Here is a 17,535-nt window from a genome sequence, read left to right as displayed (position 1 = left end):
GGTCCCTTCCTTACGTCACTTGGAAGCAGCGGCAGGAGTGTCCTCGCCGAGCAGCTTGCCGTCCGAGGTCTCGAACTGCTTCTTGAACTCCGCCACCGCGTCGTCGATCGCCTGGATCGTGTCGTCCGACATCTTGGCGCCCTCGCGGATGGAGGTCAGCAGGCCCGACTCCTTGCGGTGCAGGTAGTCCAGCAGCTCGCGCTCGAAGCGGCGGACGTCGGCGACCGGCACGTCGTCCATGCGGCCGTTGGTGCCGGCCCAGACGGAGACGACCTGGTCCTCGGTCGACATCGGCTGGTACTGGTCCTGCTTCAGCAGCTCGACCATGCGCTGGCCGCGCTCCAGCTGGGCCTTCGAGGCCGCGTCCAGGTCGGAACCGAAGGCTGCGAACGCCTCCAGCTCACGGAACTGGGCGAGGTCGACACGGAGGCGGCCGGAGACCTGGCGCATCGCCTTGTGCTGCGCGGAACCACCGACTCGGGAGACGGAGATACCGACGTTCAGCGCGGGGCGCTGACCGGCGTTGAACAGGTCCGACTCCAGGAAGCACTGGCCGTCGGTGATGGAGATGACGTTGGTCGGGATGAACGCCGAGACGTCGTTGGCCTTGGTCTCGACGATCGGCAGACCGGTCATCGAACCGGCGCCCATGTCGTCGGAGAGCTTGGCGCAGCGCTCCAGCAGACGGGAGTGCAGGTAGAAGACGTCACCCGGGTAGGCCTCACGGCCCGGCGGGCGGCGCAGCAGCAGCGACACGGCGCGGTAGGCGTCGGCCTGCTTCGACAGGTCGTCGAAGATGATGAGGACGTGCTTGCCCTCGTACATCCACTGCTGACCGATGGCCGAACCGGTGTACGGCGCCAGGTACTTGAAGCCGGCCGGGTCGGACGCCGGGGCGGCGACGATGGTCGTGTACTCCAGGGCGCCGTTCTCCTCCAGCGCGCGGCGCACGCCGGCGATGGTGGAGCCCTTCTGGCCGATGGCGACGTAGATGCAGCGGACCTGCTTCTTCGGGTCGCCCGAGCGCCAGTTGTCGCGCTGGTTGATGATCGTGTCGACGGCCAGGGCGGTCTTGCCGGTCTGGCGGTCACCGATGATCAGCTGACGCTGACCACGGCCGATCGGGGTCATCGCGTCGACGGCCTTGTAGCCGGTCTCCATCGGCTCGTGCACCGACTTGCGCTGCATGACCGTGGGGGCCTGCAGCTCGAGGGCGCGGCGGCCGGACGTCTCGATCTCGCCGAGGCCGTCGATCGGGTTGCCGAGCGGGTCGACGACACGGCCGAGGTAGCCCTCGCCGACCGCGACGGAGAGGACCTCACCGGTGCGCGTGACCGGCTGACCCTCCTCGATACCGCTGAACTCGCCGAGTACGACGGCACCGATCTCGCGCTCTTCCAGGTTCAGCGCGAGACCGAGGGAGCCGTCCTCGAACTTCAGCAGCTCGTTCGCCATGGCCGAGGGCAGACCCTCGATCTTGGCGATACCGTCGCCGGCGACGGTGACCGTACCGACCTCCTCGCGCGAGGCCGCGTCCGGCTTGTACGACTGGACGAAATTCTCCAGCGCGTCCCGGATCTCCTCCGGCCGGATCGTGAGCTCCGCCATCTGGGTTCCCTGCTCTCCTTGTTGGGCCCGAAGTTTCACTTGGGGGGGATGGGGACTCCCCCCTGAAAGAGGTGAATCCTCTGCACGGCCCAACCAGGGCCGTAAGTACGTCTTGCGTTTTCTCGAATTACCGAGGTGCTGCTAGCTCGCCATGCGGCGGGCCGCGTCCTCCAGCCGGTCCGCGAGGGAGCCGTTGATGACCTCGTCACCGACCTGCACCCGGATCCCGCCGACGACCTCGGGGTCGACGTCCAGGTTGAGGTGCATCCGGCGGCCGTAGAGCTTGGTCAGGGCGGCGCCGAGGCGCTGCTTCTGCCCGTCGCTCAGCGGCACCGCCGAGGTCACGACGGCGACCATGCGGTCCCGGCGGTCGGCGGCGAGCTTGGACAGGGACTCCAGTCCCGTCTCCAGGCTACGTCCACGCGGCGCGGTCACGAGGCGGGCGACCAGGCGCTCGGTGGTGGGCTTGGCCCGTCCGCCGAGGAGCCGGCGCAGCAGCTCGTTCTTGGCCTGCGCTCCGGCGCTGCGGTCGGTCAGTGCCGCGCGCAGCTCGGTGCTGGAGGAGACGATCCGGCCGAACCGGAACAGCTCGTCCTCGACGTCGTCGAGCGTGCCCGCCTTCTGCGCGGCCGTGAGGTCGGCGATGTTCGCCAGCTCCTCCAGCGCGTCCACCAGGTCGCGGGGCTGCGACCAGCGGGACCGGGCGGTCCCGGACACCAGGTCGGCGGTCGTACCGCTGACCTGGCCGCCGATCAGGCGCTGGACCAGCTGCGCCTTCGCCTCTCCGGGCTGCGCCGGGTCGGTGAGGACCCGTCGCAGGCCGGCCTCGCGGTCGAGCAGCGCGGTGACGGCCGCCAGCTCGTCGGCGAGCTGCGCGGCGTCCACGGACGTGGAGTCCGTCAGCGCGTCGAGACGCTCGAGTGCGGCTGCCAGGGCCTCGCGGCTCGCTCCGTTCATCGCGTGGCCTCGGCCTTCTCCTCGAGCTCGTCGAGGAAGCGGTCGATGACACGGCTCTGGCGGGCGTGGTCCTCGAGGGACTCGCCGACGAGCTTGCCGGCCAGGTCGGTGGCGAGCTTGCCGACGTCCTGGCGGAGCGCGCCCGCGGCGGCCTTGCGGTCGGCCTCGATCTGGGCGTGACCGGCGGCGACGATCTCCTCGCGCTGCCGCTGGCCCTCGGCCCGCATCTCGGCGATGAGCGCGGCGCCCTGCTCCTGCGCCTCCTGGCGCAGACGCGCGGCCTCGTGCCGGGCCTCGGCGAGCTGGGCCTTGTACTGCTCAAGGACGCTCTGGGCCTCGGTCTGTGCGGCCTCGGCCTTTTCGATACCGCCCTCGATGGCTTCGCGGCGCTCTTCCAGAACCTTGTTGATGTTCGGGAGGAGCTTCTTAGCGAGGAAGCCGAAGACGATGACGAAGGCGATGAGGCCGATGACGAGCTCTGGGATCGGCGGGATGAGGGGGTTTTCGGCCTCCTCAGCCGCGAGCTGAACCAGGGGGCTCATATCAGTGCCTTTCGTCTAAAGGGCGACGGTCGGGTCAGGAGCTCGGGTAAACGAACGGCATGACCAGACCGATCAGGGCGAGCGCCTCACAGAAGGCGAAGCCGAGGATCTGGTTGGCGCGGATGAGGCCGGCCGCCTCGGGCTGGCGGGCGAGAGCCTGCGTGCCGTTACCGAAGATGATGCCGACGCCGACGCCCGGGCCGATGGCGGCGAGGCCGTAACCGATGGAGCCGAGGTTGCCCTTGATCTCGACGCCGGCGGCAAGGGTCTGGAGAGCGGACATGCCGGTTCTTCCTTCTCTTTCAAGGACCGGTGGGGGTTGGCCACCGGATGTCTGGATGGGTGTTCGGGGTGCTCAGTGGTGCTCGGCGAGCGCGCCCTGGATGTAGCTGCAGGTCAGTAGCACGAAGACGTACGCCTGGACAGCCTGGATGAAGAGCTCGAAGGCGGTCATCACGATGACCATCACGAACGAGACACCGGAGTAGGCGATACCGATACCGTTCAGCATGTACCAGCTGGCGATCGTGAAGAGCAGGAGCAGCGTGTGACCGGCGAACATGTTCGCGAAGAGTCGCACGGCGTGGGTGAAGGGCCGCACCAGGAGGTTCGAGAAGAACTCGATCGTCATCGACAGCGGCAGCACCGGGCCGAGCGTCTTGTCGTAGCCGGTGAAGTTCTTGAAGGCGCCGACGAAGCCGTGCTTCTTGAACGTCAGCGAGACCCAGAGGACGTAGACGATACCGGCCAGGACGGCGGGGTACGAGATGATCGCCGTGACGGGGAAGGCGGCGACCGGGATGATCGACCAGAGGTTCATCATCCAGACGAAGAAGAAGAGCGAGACGACCAGCGGGACGTACTTCTCGCCTTCCTTCTTGCCGATGGTCTCGTAGACGACACCGCGGCGCACGAAGTCGTAACCGGCTTCGGCCACCAGCTGGAGCTTGCCCGGGACGACCTTCGGCTTGGCGAAGGCGGCCCAGAAGAAGCCCACGATGATGATGGACCCGAGAAGCGCCAGCAGCATCGTCTTGTTGAAGTACAAGTTGCTGTCCGCGTCGCCCCAGAGCGGCTGGAACAGGAACGAGTGCAGGCCCGGAGCCGGGAAGCCGCACCCGTCGAACAGGTGGCAGCTCGTGTCGAAAGCGAGCGTCTGCGTCGGATCAGCACTCACCGCGGGCTCCTTCATCGTGGCGCATAGATACGGCAACCTCGTTGTGTCGGCGCGGCACACGGCCGCGGATCGGCACCGGACTGGTGTTACGGATGTGGGGGCGGCTAGGGGGCATTGAGCCTCGCGATTGAGCAGGCGTCAGCTCTGTTGCCCGCGCCCGCGATGCCGCAGTTGGCACCGGACGATAGCAGGAGATCTCACAGGCCTTTATCCCGCCCCTACCCCTCACGACTTCGGCCCTGACTTCTCGGGCTTCTCACTCTTCGCGGAGTCGGGGTCGACATAGAAGATCTTGGCCTTCATGTACGCCCGGGCCTGCGCGGCCATCCACGCGACCGTCGTGACGACGAGCGACACGGCGAACGCCTTCGCGTTGAAGAGAGAAGTGCCCTTGAAGACGGCGAGGAAGATCAGGAGGAGCAGCAGCTGAGCCATGTAGAGCATCAGCCCCATGGCCTGGAACAGCTGCGGGAGCGTTTTTGCCGTCCACTGCAGCACGAAGAGGCCGATTCCCATGAACAGGATGGCCAGCACCGTGCCGACGGCCGCACCGAGCGCACCCTTGCCCCCCGCGACAGCAGCGCTCACGGCGACTGCGATCGCGCCCGCAGCCGCTGCGGGCACAGCGATCTGCAGAAGGTTCCGGGCGTCTTTGGACGGCATGGCGGCAACTCCGCTTTCACAGGGGGCAGGTGTCGTCATGGACGAGCGTAGTCCCGGGCCGAGTGATCGATACCTCACGCCGGCGGACCGTCGCATCACGGTCCTCGACTCCATCCCGGGTTCTCGTGAACGGTATCACAAACTATTTGATGAGGTCTTTACCTGCTGGGTGTGCTGGCTGTCACACATGAGAGTGAGGGCGCGCGTCTGTGCAGAAACCGCACCCCTTTGTCTGGTATTAGGGGGCATTGCTCCCCCACGAGTTGGCAATGCTCTAGTCAGATTCTTACCTTGGCCGTCTCAGCGGCGGTCAGGGAAACGCGAACGGGGGCCGACCGCGGTCGCCCCGTTGACGCCGGACACACCGGCCGTGACGGGGGCGCGCTCCTCGGTCTCCACGGCCTCCTCCACCTCGGCCTCCGCCGTCGCCGCCGGCTCGGCGGTGCCGCGGCGCCTGCGGTACCGCGGGGGCACGAAACGCTGCGCCCACACCGGGACGCGCGGGGTGAAGCGCGGGAGCAGCAGCAGGACCAGGCCGACCGCGCTGAGGAACACCACGCCCAGCACGATCCACATCGACGCCGAGTTCACCGAGTAGGCGAGCGCCCCGAAGCCGATCAGCGCCGACCAGAAGTACATGATCAGCACGGCCCGGCTGTGCGAGTGGCCGATCTCCAGCAGGCGGTGGTGCAGGTGGCCGCGGTCCGCGGCGAACGGGGACTGGCCGCGCCAGGTGCGCCGGACGATCGCGAGCACCAGGTCGGCGGCCGGTACGGCGATGATCGTGAGCGGCATCAGCAGCGGGATGTAGACCGGAACCATCTGGTGCACCGAGCTCCGCTCGGAACCGGTGAACAGGTTCATCAGGTCCGGGTCCACCTGGCCCGTCACCGAGATCGCGCCGGCGGCGAGCACGAGGCCGATCAGCATCGAGCCGGAGTCGCCCATGAAGATGCGCGCCGGGTGCATGTTGTGCGGCAGGAAGCCCAGGCACATGCCCATCAGGACGGCGGCGAACAGCGTGGCCGGGGCGGCGGCCTCGATGCCGTACGAGTACCAGACCCGGTAGGCGTACATGAAGAACGCGGCGGCGGCGATGCACACCATGCCGGCGGCCAGGCCGTCGAGGCCGTCGACGAAGTTGACCGCATTGATCGTGATGACGACCAGGGCCACCGTCAGCAGGGTGCCCTGCCACTGGGTCAGGGCCACCGTGCCGACGCCGGGCACCGGCAGCCACAGGATGGTCAGACCCTGCATCACCATCACGCCCGCGGCGATCATCTGACCGCCCAGCTTGATCAGGGCGTCGATCTCGAACTTGTCGTCCAGGACGCCGATCAGCCAGATCAGCGCCGCGCCGGAGAGCAGCGCCCGCGGCTCGTTGGACTTGTCGAAGACCCAGTTGAGGTTGGGCAGGTGGTCCGCGACCAGCAGGCCCGCGCACAGTCCGAAGAACATCGCGATACCGCCGAGGCGCGGAGTGGGTTCCCGGTGCACGTCACGTGCCCGGATCTCCGGCATCGCCCCCGCCACGATCGCGAACTTGCGTACCGGCCCTGTCAGCAGATACGTCACCGCGGCCGTGATGCAGAGCGTCAGCAGGTATTCACGCACGGGCTTCCCCACAGGTCTCGCTGGCCATCACAGCCCCACACCCTAGCGACGGACGCTTACCGATGAGGACTTCCGGGTAGCGACGATGGTTGCACGAGTGGCTGTGGGCCACGCGGCGCAACAGGACACACCGGGACGTACGGAAGTCCGCCTACCCTTTCTCAGCCGGGATACGGCGGGAATCCGGCGGTCAGGTCGCGCACCTCCTCCCGCGCCCCGGCGGGGTCCCGCTCGCCGCGCAGGACGGCGGCGAGCAGCGCGGCGATGCGCACCATCTCCGCCTCTCCCATGCCCTGGGTGGTCACCGCGGCCGTGCCCAGGCGCAGTCCGCGGCCGTCGCCGTGCGGCAGCGCGCAGCAGTCCAGCACCAGTCCGGCCGCGAGGAGCCGGCCGCGCGCGGTGCGGCCCTCCACGCCGAGCGGGGCGGGGTCGGCGGTGATCAGGTGGGTGTCGGTGCCGCCGGTGGTGACGGCGAGCCCCTCGGCGGCGAGGTGGCCGGCGAGCACCCGGGCGTTGGCGACCACCTGGTGGGCGTACGCGGCGAACGCCGGTGTGGCGGCCTCGCCGAACGCGACGGCCTTGGCGGCGATGGTGTGCATCTGCGCGCCGCCCTGGGTGAACGGGAACACGGCCCGGTCGACGCGTTCGGCCAGTTCGTCGCCGCACAGGATCATGCCGCCGCGCGGGCCGCGCAGCACCTTGTGCGTGGTGGCGCACACGATGTCCGCGTACGGGACCGGGCTGGGCGCCGCTCCCCCGGCGACCAGTCCGATGGGGTGCGCCGCGTCCGCGATCAGATACGCCCCCACCTCGTCGGCGACCTCGCGGAAGAAGGCGTAGTCGATGTGGCGGGGGTAGGCGATGGAACCGCACACGATGGCCTTGGGCCGGTGGTTGCGGGCCAGGTGGCGCACCTGGTCGTGGTCGACGAGACCGGTCTCGGCGTCGACACCGTAGCCGACGAAGTCGAACCAGCGGCCGGAGAAGTTGGCGGGCGACCCGTGGGTGAGGTGACCGCCGTAGGGGAGCCCGAGGGCGAGGACCGTGTCGCCGGGGCGCAGCAGGGCCGCGTAGGCGGCCAGGACGGCCGAGGAACCCGAGTGGGACTGCACGTTGGCGTGTGCGGCGCCGAACAGCGCCCCGGCCCGCTCGACGGCCAGCCGTTCGGCCATGTCGACGAGCTCGCAGCCGCCGTGGTGCCGGGCGCCGGGGTAGCCCTCGGCGTACTTGTTGGCCAGCGGCGAGCCGAGCGCGGCGAGGACCGCGGGCGAGCAGAAGTTCTCGGCGGCGATCAGCTGGAGCGTCGTCGACTGCCGCGTGAGCTCTCCGAGCAGGATGTCGGCGAGCGCGGGGTCCTGCTGCCGCAGGACGTCGGTCTCGAGGGCAGGCGTGACCGCCATGATGGGCTCCCGGGCGTCTACGGGGACTGGGGCCCGCGAACCCGGCGGGATGCGGGAGCGGGGCCCTGCGTCCCAATGTAGGCCGGGCGGGTGCGCGGCGCCCGGTGGTGGGGCCGCACGGGTTCCAGGGCCCTGGGTGCGCGCCTTCCAGTTCTAGGCGCGCGCCGGCACGCCCGTGAGAGCCGTGACCACCGGGTCCAGTGCCTGGTGTATCTCGTCGCCGATCGACCGGAAGAACGTCAGGGGCGCCCCGTACGGGTCGTAGACCTCGTCGGCCTCGGCGGTCGGGGCCAGCAGCCACCCGCGTAGAGCGGCCGCCGCGCGCACCAGGGCACGGGCTCGGGTGACCACGCCGTCCTCCAGGGGCGGCAGCGTCGCCGGGTCTATCGCGCGGACCAGGCGGGTGAACTCCTTCAGGGTGAAGGTGCGCAGGCCCGCCGAGTGGCCCATGGAGATCACCTGGGCGCGGTGGTCACGGGTGGCGGTCAGGACCAGGTCGGCCATGATCACGTGCTCGTCGAGCAGCTCGCGCCCGGTGAAACCGGAGGCGTCCGCGCCGAACTCGGCCAGCACGGTCTCCGCGTTGGCCTCCATGGGCGCGCCCTCGTGACCCCAGGTGCCCGCGCTCTCCACGATCAGCCCGCCGCCGAGGACGCCGAGCCGCTCCGCGACGAAGTGGCGGGTCAGCCGCTCGGTGATGGGCGAGCGGCACACGTTGCCGGTGCTGACGTGGAGGATGCGGAAGGCGTCGCGCGGCAGCCCGACGAACGTCGTCGTGATCTCCGCGGCGCTCTCCCCGACGCCTATGCCACGCCCCGCTTCGGGGGCCGTCAATTGGCCACCTCGAGGTCGGGTACGACCTTGCGCAGTTCGTCGGGCGAGATGGCGCCCTCGCGCAGCAGCAGCGGCACCTCGCGGGAGACGTCCACGATGGACGACGGCACGTTGCCCGGGGTGGGGCCGCCGTCGAGGTAGACGGAGACGGAGTCGCCGAGCATCCGCTGGGCGGCGTCACAGTCCTCCGGCGCCGGGTGGCCGGTGAGGTTGGCCGAGGAGACGGCCATGGGGCCGAACTCGGTGAGCAGCTCGATGGCGACCGGGTGCAGTGGCATGCGCACGGCAACCGTGCCCCGGGTGTCGCCGAGGTCCCACTGCAGCGACGGCTGGTGCCTGGCGACCAGCGTCAGGGCGCCCGGCCAGAAGGCGTCGACCAGCTCCCAGGCCTGCTCGGAGAAGTCCGTGACGAGACCGTGCAGCGTGTTCGGGGAGCCGATGAGGACGGGCGTGGGCATGTTGCGGCCCCGGCCCTTGGCGGCGAGCAGGTCGGCGACCGCCTCCGAGGAGAACGCGTCGGCGCCGATGCCGTACACCGTGTCGGTCGGCAGTACCACCAGCTCGCCCCGGCGGACGGCGGACGCGGCCTCGCGCAGACCCGTCTGGCGGTCGGTCGCGTCGTTGGTGTCGTATCGCCGTGCCATCTAACGGGCCTCCTCGTACACGTACTGCGGGAAATGAGTCTGCGGGCTCACGGCAGCGCCTTGCGCGCGGTCGCGAAACGTGGCCGCTTGTTGAGGTCCGGGTGGTCGGCCGCGTCGGCCCAGCCCCGCTCCTCGGTGAAGATCCACGGCACCTGGCCGCCCTGGGTGTCGGCGTGCTCGATGACGACGACCCCGCCGGGGCGCAGCAGCCGGTGCGCGGTGCGCTCCAGGCCGCGGATCAGGTCGAGGCCGTCCTCGCCGGAGAAGAGCGCCAGCTCCGGGTCGTAGTCGCGGGCCTCGGGGGCGACGTACTCCCACTCGGTGAGCGGGATGTACGGCGGGTTGGAGACGACCAGGTCGACCTGGCCGTCCAGGTCGGGGAAGGCGGTCAGCGCGTCACCCTGGCGCAGGTCCACCCTGGAGCCCGCCATGTTCTTGCGCGTCCACACCAGGGCTTCCTCGGACAGCTCCACTGCGTGCACCCGGGAGCGCGGGACCTCCTGGGCGAGGGCGAGCGCGATGGCTCCGGTGCCGGTGCACAGGTCGACGATGCACGGCTCGACCACGTCCATGGCGCGTACGGCGTCTATGGCCCAGCCGACCACGGACTCGGTCTCCGGCCGGGGCACGAAGACGCCCGGCCCGACCTGCAGCTCCAGGTAGCGGAAGTAGGCCCGCCCGGTGATGTGCTGCAGCGGCTCGCGCTGCTCGCGCCGGGCGATGACCTCCCAGTACCGGGCGTCGAAGTCCGAGTCCTTCACGGAGTGCAGGGCGCCGCGCTTCACGCCGTGCACGAACGCGGCGAGCTCCTCGGCGTCGTTGCGCGGCGAGGGCACGCCGGCGGCGGCCAGCCGCTGGGTGGCCTGGGCCACCTCCGCGAGCAGCAGGTTCACGCGAGTCCTCCGTGTCGTACTCGTACTCGTGCGCGTACGTGCGTACGTGTCTTACGCGGCCGCCAGCTTCGCCGCCGAGTCGGCGTCGACGCAGGCCTGGATCACCGCGGCGAGGTCGCCGTCCAGGACCTGGTCCAGGTTGTACGCCTTGAAGCCGACGCGGTGGTCGGAGATGCGGTTCTCCGGGAAGTTGTAGGTGCGGATCTTCTCGGAGCGGTCCACGGTGCGGACCTGGCTGCGACGGGCGTCGGCGGCCTCCCGCTCCGCCTCCTCCTGCGCCATGGCGAGCAGCCTGGAGCGCAGGATACGCAGCGCCTGCTCCTTGTTCTGCAGCTGGCTCTTCTCGTTCTGGCAGGAGGCGACGACACCGGTCGGCAGGTGCGTGATGCGCACCGCGGAGTCGGTGGTGTTGACGGACTGCCCGCCCGGGCCGGAGGACCGGTAGACGTCGATGCGCAGGTCGTTCGGGTTGATCTCGACGTCGACCTCCTCGGCCTCGGGCGTCACGAGGACACCGGCGGCGGAGGTGTGGATGCGGCCCTGGGACTCGGTGGCCGGCACGCGCTGCACGCGGTGCACGCCGCCCTCGTACTTCAGCCGGGCCCACACGCCCTGACCGGGCTCGATCTGGCCGCGGGCCTTCACCGCGACCTGGACGTCCTTGTAGCCGCCCAGCTCGGACTCGGTGGCGTCGATGATCTCGGTCTTCCAGCCGATCCGCTCCGCGTAGCGCAGGTACATGCGCAGCAGGTCGCCGGCGAAGAGCGCGGACTCGTCGCCGCCGGCGCCCGCCTTGATCTCCAGGATGACGTCCTTGTCGTCGCTCGGGTCACGCGGGACCAGCAGCAGGCGCAGCCTCTCGGTCAGCTCCTCGCGCTGCTTCTCCAGCTCCTTGACCTCGGCGGCGAAGTCGGGGTCGTCGGCGGCCAGTTCGCGCGCGGTGTCGACGTCGTCGCCCGCCTGCTTCCAGGAGCGGTACGTGGCGACGATCGGCGTCAGCTCGGCGTAGCGCTTGTTCAGCCTGCGCGCGTTTGCCTGATCGGCGTGGACCGACGGATCGGCGAGCTTCTTCTCCAGGTCGGCGTGCTCGGCGACGAGTTCCTCGACGGCCTCGAACATCTTTCGGCTCCTGTACTGCGAACGAATGGAAGGGCGGGCGACCAAAAACGCCGGTCCCGGGCACACCCCGGCGAGGGCGTGACCGTGGACCGGCGAATGGGGGCTCGCTACTTCTTGGAGCCGGCGGCCTTGCCGAAGCGGGCCTCGAAGCGGGCCACACGGCCACCGGTGTCGAGGATCTTCTGCTTACCCGTGTAGAACGGGTGGCACTCGGAGCAGACCTCGGCCCGGATGGTGCCGGAGTCGATGGTGCTGCGGGTGGTGAACGACGCGCCGCAGGTGCAGCTGACCTGCGTCTCGACGTACGCGGGGTGGATGTCGCGCTTCAAGGTGTCTCCTAGATTTCGGGAGGGCGCCGGGTCGCCACCGCGGGATACGGGGGCGTGAACCGGAGCCGACGTACCAGTCTGCCAGGACTGGTGCCATCCACCCAAACCGGGGGGTGCCGCTTTCTATTCCGGCGCCGGCGCGGGCCTCAGCTCAGCACGCCCCTGGCCTCGCCGGTGGCCGTGTCCTTCGTGGCCGACGCCGGGATCGGGCGGTCGTTCCTGAGGGCGTCCCAGACCAGGTGGGCCTTGTTCTTCTCCAGCAGGACCCGGTTGGGGTTCGCCGGGTCGTAGCGGACCGGCATCGTCACCATCTTCAGATGGGACGAGCCGATGCCCTGCAGACCCTTGGCGAAGCCGTACAGGTCGCTGACCGAGCCGAGGTCGGAGTCGGTGGTGACGGCCTTGGTGGCGGTGTCGGCGAGGTCGTACAGCTTCTTCGGGCTCGAGAACACGCCGACGTGCTTGACCTGGTCGATCAGTGCCTTGATGAACGCCTGCTGGAGCTGGATGCGGCCCAGGTCGGAGCCGTCGCCCACGCCGTGCCGGGTGCGGACGAGGCCGAGGGCCTGCTCGCCGCCGAGGGTGTGGGGGCCGGCCTTGAGCTTCAGGTGGCTCTGCGGGTCGTCGATGTCCTTCGTCGTGGTGACCCGCACGCCGCCGAGGTCGTCGATGAGCTGCTGGAAGCCCGAGAAGTCGACCTCCAGGTAGTGGTCCATGCGGATGCCGGTGAGCGATTCGACGGTCTTCACCGCGCAGGCCGCGCCGCCGGTGGAGTAGGCCGAGTTGAACATCACGCCGGAGGCCGCCGCGTGGGCCGTGCCCTCGGTGTCGGTGCACGCGGGGCGGTCGATCAGGGTGTCCCGCGGCACGGAGACGACACTGGCCTTCCTGTGGCCCTGGTAGACGTGGACGATCATCGCCGTGTCGGAGCGGGCACTGCCGTCGTCGGTGCCGCCGCCGAGCTTCTTGTTCTTGCCGGAGCGGGTGTCCGAGCCGAGGACCAGGATGTTCTCCGAGCCGTTGTCGATCTTCGTGGGCCGGTCGTCGCCGAGCGCCTGGTTGATGTCGACGCTGCGGAGGTTGCCGTTCATCTTGAAGTACACGAAGCCGGCGCCGGCACCGCCCAGCACGACGACTCCGGCGGCCGTCCAGGCCGTGATGCGCAGGGCCTTGCCGCTCCTGGGGCTCTTGCGGCGGCGCCCCTTGCCGCGGCGGCGGGGGGCCGTCTCGGCCGGCTCGGGTATGCCGGGCCCTGGCGTGCTCTCGGCGGACACATCGCTCCTAGGTCTCGTCGGTCGGTTACCCCCTGTTGTCAGGGTCAGGCGCGGTCGTCACCGCTCCATCGTCGCTCCACCCGGTCAGACGGGGAAACCCGGGAAAGGGTTGCACGACGCACCGTGCCCACCGCGTGCGGCGGTGGGCACGGTGCGTGACGGTGTCACCGCGGGTGAGCCGTGCTCACCTGCGCTTTCAGCCCCAGATGTCGTACGCCCGGAATCCGGTGCCCACCGAGATCCTTGTGGCGAAGATCTCGCTCGTGGCCTTTCCGGTGCCCTTGTACAGGTACAGCGTGCCGCCGGGGGTGCGGGCCAGGAAGTCGGCCCTGCCGTCACCGCTCACGTCACCGACCGCGTCGAAGGCGTTGTATCCGGTCCAGGCGCTGCGCACCTTGATCCGGGCGGAGAAGGCGCCGCTGCCGGAGGTGCCGGTGCCCTTGTACAGGTACAGGTCGTCGCTGCTGGACTTGCGGGCCAGCAGGTCGGCCTTGCCGTCGCCGGTGAAGTCGCCGTGGCCGCGCACCGAGTTGTACTGGTTCCAGCCGGTGCCGACCGAAACGCGGGAGGAGAAGGTGCCGTTGCCCTTGCCCGGGTAGATCCACAGCGTGCCGCCGGAGTCGACGGAGAGGAGGTCGGGCAGGTAGTCGCCGGTGACGTCGCCCGGGACGATGATCCGGGTGCGGGTCTTCCAGCCGGAGAAGAGCTTGGTGGTGCTCCAGGTGCCCTCGGTGCGCGCGCTGTTGAGCACGACGTGCTCCCAGTACACGTCGCCGGTGGAGCTGACCCGGTAGACCAGGTCCTGGTAGCCGTCCCGGTTCAGGTCGGTCTGCAGGACCAGGTTGGTGCCGCCCCAGTCGCCCCAGGAGATCCGGGAGCCGAACGAACTGCCCTTGGAGTCCTTCTCGTAGCCGGTCTTCGTGGACGAGGCCCGCACGAAGAGGTCGGCCCTGCCGTCGGTGTAGCTCAGGTTGCCGTCGTCGGTCTGCGGGTAGACCGCGCCGACGTACGTGGAGACCTTGCTGAAGACGCTGTAGGCGCCCTTCGCCACGCAGTTCTCGACGCCCCAGGAGACCACTCCGGCGATCCGGCCGCCGACGACGAGCGGGCCGCCGGAGTCGCCGTTGCAGGCGGAGGTCGTGCCGCTGTCGCTGCCGCTGGCCGGGTCGCCCGCGCACACCATGTGGCCCTTGACGAAGGCGCCGCCGTAGGCGCCGGAGCAGGTGGTGTCCGACTGGACGGGCAGCGTGGCCGTCTTCAGCGTCTGCGAGATGTCGCTGCTGGTGGAGCTGGTGCGGCCCCAGCCGTAGACCTTGGCGCTGGTGCCGGCGGCGTAGGCGGAGGTGGTGCCGGAGGTGACCATGCGGATCGGCGTGGCCTTGACCGGGACGGCCAGGGTGAGCACGGCGATGTCGTCGTCGATGGCGTCCGGGTCGTAGGACGGGTGGTTCCACTGGCGCAGCACACCGGTGGCCTGACCGCCGTGCAGGTCGGTGGTGCCCGTGCTGTCGGTGGTGGGCAGCTGGTCGGTGCCGGTGATGACCGCGCCGTAGGCCTTCCAGTCGTAGGCCTTGCCGTTCTCGTCCCGCAGGCAGTGCGCGGCGGTGAGGATCTTCGTCGGCGCGACGACCGAGCCTCCGCAGAAGAAGCCGACGTCGTCGCCGGTGGCGGTGGTGCCCTTGTCGTCGAAGTACCAGAGCTGGGCCATCCAGGGCGCCGAGGAGATGGTGGTCTCCTTGCCGCCGATGATCTTCGATGAGACGGCGCCGCCGGTTTTCGGGGCTTGCTGCGCGGGGGCGTCCGTGTCCGAGGCGCCGGCGATGCGCTTCACCAGGGTGGCCTGGGAGGGCTGGGCGACGACGGGGGTGACGCCGGGCTTCGGCAGCGCGGTGGCGGCACCGGCGGAGGAGGTCATCAGCGCGGCCGTCACGGCGGCGGCGACACCGGCGGCGGCCAGGGGCAGGGCAAGACGGACGCGCCGTCTGTGCCGCCCGTGCAGGGGCGTGGGCAAGGGAGTTCTCCCCGGGGAAAGTGAGGTGGGAGGGACGCGTGATGCGGTCCCGTACCTCACAGCGCCAAAAGGCCGCCTCCCGTCACTGCGGTGACGGGAGGCGGCCTCGGCGCCCTGGGGAGCGGGGTGTCAGTCCCCGTTGCCCGGCGTCGGCGTCGTCTTCTGGATCTGCATCAGGAACTCGACGTTCGACTTGGTCTGCTTCATCTTGTCGAGGAGCAGCTCGATCGCCTGCTGCTGGTCCAGCGCGTGCAGGACGCGACGGAGCTTCCAGACGACGGCCAGCTCCTCGTTGCCGAGCAGGATCTCTTCCTTGCGGGTACCGGACGCGTCGACGTCCACCGCCGGGAAGATGCGCTTGTCGGCGAGCTTGCGGTCGAGCTTGAGCTCCATGTTGCCCGTGCCCTTGAACTCCTCGAAGATCACCTCGTCCATGCGGGACCCGGTGTCCACGAGAGCCGTGGCCAGGATGGTCAGCGAACCGCCGTCCTCGATGTTGCGCGCCGCACCGAAGAACCGCTTCGGCGGGTACAGCGCGGTCGAGTCGACACCACCGGACAGGATGCGGCCGGAGGCGGGCGCGGCCAGGTTGTAGGCACGGCCCAGACGGGTGATCGAGTCGAGCAGCACGACCACGTCGTGGCCCAGCTCCACCAGGCGCTTGGCGCGCTCGATGGCCAGCTCGGCGACCGTGGTGTGGTCCTCGGCCGGGCGGTCGAAGGTCGAGGAGATGACCTCGCCCTTGACCGACCGCTGCATGTCGGTGACCTCTTCCGGACGCTCGTCGACCAGGACGACCATCAGGTGGCACTCGGGGTTGTTGTGCGTGATCGCGTTGGCGATCGCCTGCATGATCATGGTCTTGCCGGTCTTCGGCGGGGCCACGATCAGACCGCGCTGGCCCTTACCGATCGGCGACACGAGGTCGATGATGCGGGTGGTGAGCACGCCCGGGTCCGTCTCCAGGCGGAGGCGGTCCTGCGGGTAGAGCGGGGTCAGCTTGTTGAACTCCGGTCGGCCGCGGCCGTGTTCGGGCGCCATGCCGTTGACGGAGTCGAGGCGGACCAGCGCGTTGAACTTCTCGCGGCGCTCGCCCTCCTTCGGCTGGCGGACCGCACCGGTGACGTGGTCGCCCTTGCGCAGGCCGTTCTTGCGGACCTGGGCGAGCGAGACGTACACGTCGTTCGGGCCGGGCAGGTAGCCGGAGGTCCGGATGAAGGCGTAGTTGTCGAGGATGTCGAGGATGCCCGCGACGGGGATCAGGACGTCGTCCTCGGCGACCTGCGGCTCGGCGATGTCGTCGCGGCCACGGCGGCCACGGCGGTCGCGGTAGCGGCCGCGACGGCCCCGGCGTCCGCCCTCGAAGTCGTCGTCGTCCTGCTGACGGTCCTGCCGGCCGCCGCCCTGCTGCTGGCCCTGCTGCCGCTGGCCGCCCTGGCCCTGCTGGTCGTCGCCCTTGCCGCGGCGGTCACGGTCGCGGTCGCGGCCGCGCTCACGGCGGTCGCGGCGGCCGCGGCCCTCGCCGTCACCGGCGTCGCCCTTGGCGTCACCCTGCTGCTGCGCGGGCGCCTCGGCCTTGGCCTCGCCCTTCGCCTCGGCGGCGACGGTCTCGGAGCTGTTCGCGGCCGGGCTGCCCGCCTCGGCGGTGGCACGACGGCGACGGCGCTCGGCCGGGGCGTCGGCTCCCCCGCGCTCGGCTTCGCGGGCGGTGCCCCCGTCCGGCTGGCCGGGGATCTCGATCTGCTGCTGGGCCACTGCCTTCTCGGCGGGGGCCTCGGCCTTGGCCTTCTTCTCCGCCTCCTCACCCGTGCGGGCCTTGGAGGTGGCCCGGCGCTTGGGCTTGGTCTCAGCGGCCTCGGCGGGGGCGGAAGCGGCCTTGGGGGCGGCACCCCCGGCGGCCTGCGCCTCCTTGATGACCTCGATCAGCTGGCTCTTGCGCATCCGCGCGGTGCCCCTGATGCCGAGGCCCGAGGCGACCTGCTGCAGCTCGGCCAGCACCATGCCCTCGAGGCCGGTACCACGGCGCCGCCGGGAGCCGGCACCGGTGGCAGGCGCGGAGGCGTCCGTGGCGGGCGCGGCAGCGGTCTCCTCGACACGTGCGCCCATCAGATCGGTGGTGTCGCTCACGAAGGGTCCTTCCCTGGAGCGGACGTCGGCCTGTCTGGCTCGGCGACCGGTTGTGCTGTCCGGCTACGGTCCTGTCTTCGGTGAACCGTGCCGGGGCGGTGGTCCGCCAACGGCGGAGAGAGATTTGCTGGTGATGGCGCTTCCGCGAGCCGTGACACCCGGTGTCACGTGGCGTGGCAGCACCGATTCCGGAGCGTGCCCGGCGGTCCGCTCAGTGCCCGCATACGACGTACTGCCCAGGTACGGCGCAAGGAACACGGAACGGTGCGGGAGACTCCCGGAAGAATGTCTGTCCCGGACGGGGACACGAGGCACCTCGCCATGGTGGGGTCGGGTGCAG

Annotated in this window: 16 protein-coding genes; all 16 read right to left on the bottom strand. The window is 70.0% G+C overall.

Annotated features, from left to right (window positions below):
- Positions 1–15: 15 nt before the first annotated feature.
- Positions 16–1,608: a F0F1 ATP synthase subunit alpha gene (gene atpA, locus IE177_RS03885; protein ID WP_190013257.1), complete on the bottom strand. Its 1,593-nt coding sequence runs from the start codon at positions 1,606–1,608 to the stop codon at positions 16–18.
- A 141-nt stretch (positions 1,609–1,749) separates the two neighbouring features.
- Positions 1,750–2,565, bottom strand: a complete 816-nt coding sequence (locus IE177_RS03880; protein WP_190013256.1) for a F0F1 ATP synthase subunit delta — start codon at positions 2,563–2,565, stop codon at positions 1,750–1,752.
- A complete protein-coding gene (locus tag IE177_RS03875) occupies positions 2,562–3,107 on the bottom strand; it encodes a F0F1 ATP synthase subunit B (protein WP_190013255.1) in 546 nt (181 codons plus the stop codon). Before IE177_RS03875 ends, IE177_RS03880 begins: the two co-directional genes overlap by 4 nt.
- A gap of 34 nt (positions 3,108–3,141) precedes the next feature.
- Complete coding sequence (locus IE177_RS03870) at positions 3,142–3,390, bottom strand: ATP synthase subunit C-like protein (RefSeq protein WP_030610088.1); 249 nt, start codon at positions 3,388–3,390, stop codon at positions 3,142–3,144.
- 72 nt (positions 3,391–3,462) lie between these two features.
- Positions 3,463–4,299, bottom strand: coding sequence for a F0F1 ATP synthase subunit A (gene atpB / locus IE177_RS03865; RefSeq protein WP_190013254.1), 837 nt, complete (start codon positions 4,297–4,299; stop codon positions 3,463–3,465).
- 210 nt (positions 4,300–4,509) lie between these two features.
- Positions 4,510–4,947, bottom strand: a complete 438-nt coding sequence (locus IE177_RS03860; RefSeq protein ID WP_190013366.1) for a Cg1360 family ATP-synthase-associated protein — start codon at positions 4,945–4,947, stop codon at positions 4,510–4,512.
- 300 nt (positions 4,948–5,247) lie between these two features.
- Positions 5,248–6,564, bottom strand: a complete 1,317-nt coding sequence (locus tag IE177_RS03855) for an MraY family glycosyltransferase (RefSeq protein ID WP_190013253.1) — start codon at positions 6,562–6,564, stop codon at positions 5,248–5,250.
- 161 nt (positions 6,565–6,725) lie between these two features.
- Positions 6,726–7,964: a serine hydroxymethyltransferase gene (glyA, locus tag IE177_RS03850; protein ID WP_190013252.1), complete on the bottom strand. Its 1,239-nt coding sequence runs from the start codon at positions 7,962–7,964 to the stop codon at positions 6,726–6,728.
- Between the two features lie 153 nt (positions 7,965–8,117).
- Positions 8,118–8,798: an arsenate reductase/protein-tyrosine-phosphatase family protein gene (locus tag IE177_RS03845; RefSeq protein WP_190013251.1), complete on the bottom strand. Its 681-nt coding sequence runs from the start codon at positions 8,796–8,798 to the stop codon at positions 8,118–8,120.
- Positions 8,795–9,442: an L-threonylcarbamoyladenylate synthase gene (locus tag IE177_RS03840; protein WP_190013250.1), complete on the bottom strand. Its 648-nt coding sequence runs from the start codon at positions 9,440–9,442 to the stop codon at positions 8,795–8,797. The genes IE177_RS03845 and IE177_RS03840 overlap by 4 nt, the downstream gene beginning before the upstream one ends.
- Before the next feature lie 47 nt (positions 9,443–9,489).
- Positions 9,490–10,335 (bottom strand): peptide chain release factor N(5)-glutamine methyltransferase, encoded by an 846-nt coding sequence (gene prmC / locus IE177_RS03835; protein ID WP_190013249.1) that lies wholly within the window; start codon positions 10,333–10,335, stop codon positions 9,490–9,492.
- Between the two features lie 51 nt (positions 10,336–10,386).
- The gene (prfA, locus tag IE177_RS03830) at positions 10,387–11,454 is read right to left on the bottom strand and encodes a peptide chain release factor 1 (RefSeq protein WP_190013248.1); all 1,068 of its coding nucleotides are present in this window, start codon (positions 11,452–11,454) and stop codon (positions 10,387–10,389) included.
- Between the two features lie 107 nt (positions 11,455–11,561).
- Complete coding sequence (gene rpmE / locus IE177_RS03825; RefSeq protein WP_190013247.1) at positions 11,562–11,783, bottom strand: 50S ribosomal protein L31; 222 nt, start codon at positions 11,781–11,783, stop codon at positions 11,562–11,564.
- A 146-nt stretch (positions 11,784–11,929) separates the two neighbouring features.
- Complete coding sequence (locus IE177_RS03820) at positions 11,930–13,057, bottom strand: LCP family protein (protein WP_190013246.1); 1,128 nt, start codon at positions 13,055–13,057, stop codon at positions 11,930–11,932.
- A 196-nt stretch (positions 13,058–13,253) separates the two neighbouring features.
- Positions 13,254–14,972: a trypsin-like serine protease gene (locus tag IE177_RS03815; protein WP_190013365.1), complete on the bottom strand. Its 1,719-nt coding sequence runs from the start codon at positions 14,970–14,972 to the stop codon at positions 13,254–13,256.
- A gap of 225 nt (positions 14,973–15,197) precedes the next feature.
- Entirely contained in the window at positions 15,198–17,195 is a 1,998-nt protein-coding gene (gene rho / locus IE177_RS03810; protein ID WP_190013245.1) for a transcription termination factor Rho, read from the bottom strand.
- Positions 17,196–17,535 lie beyond the last annotated feature (340 nt).

Origin of the sequence: Streptomyces lucensis JCM 4490 (assembly GCF_014650035.1) — a bacterium.
GTDB lineage: Bacteria > Actinomycetota > Actinomycetes > Streptomycetales > Streptomycetaceae > Streptomyces > Streptomyces lucensis.
Note: the sequence above shows the minus strand (reverse complement) of the source record. Positions and strands in the feature narration are given on the sequence as shown.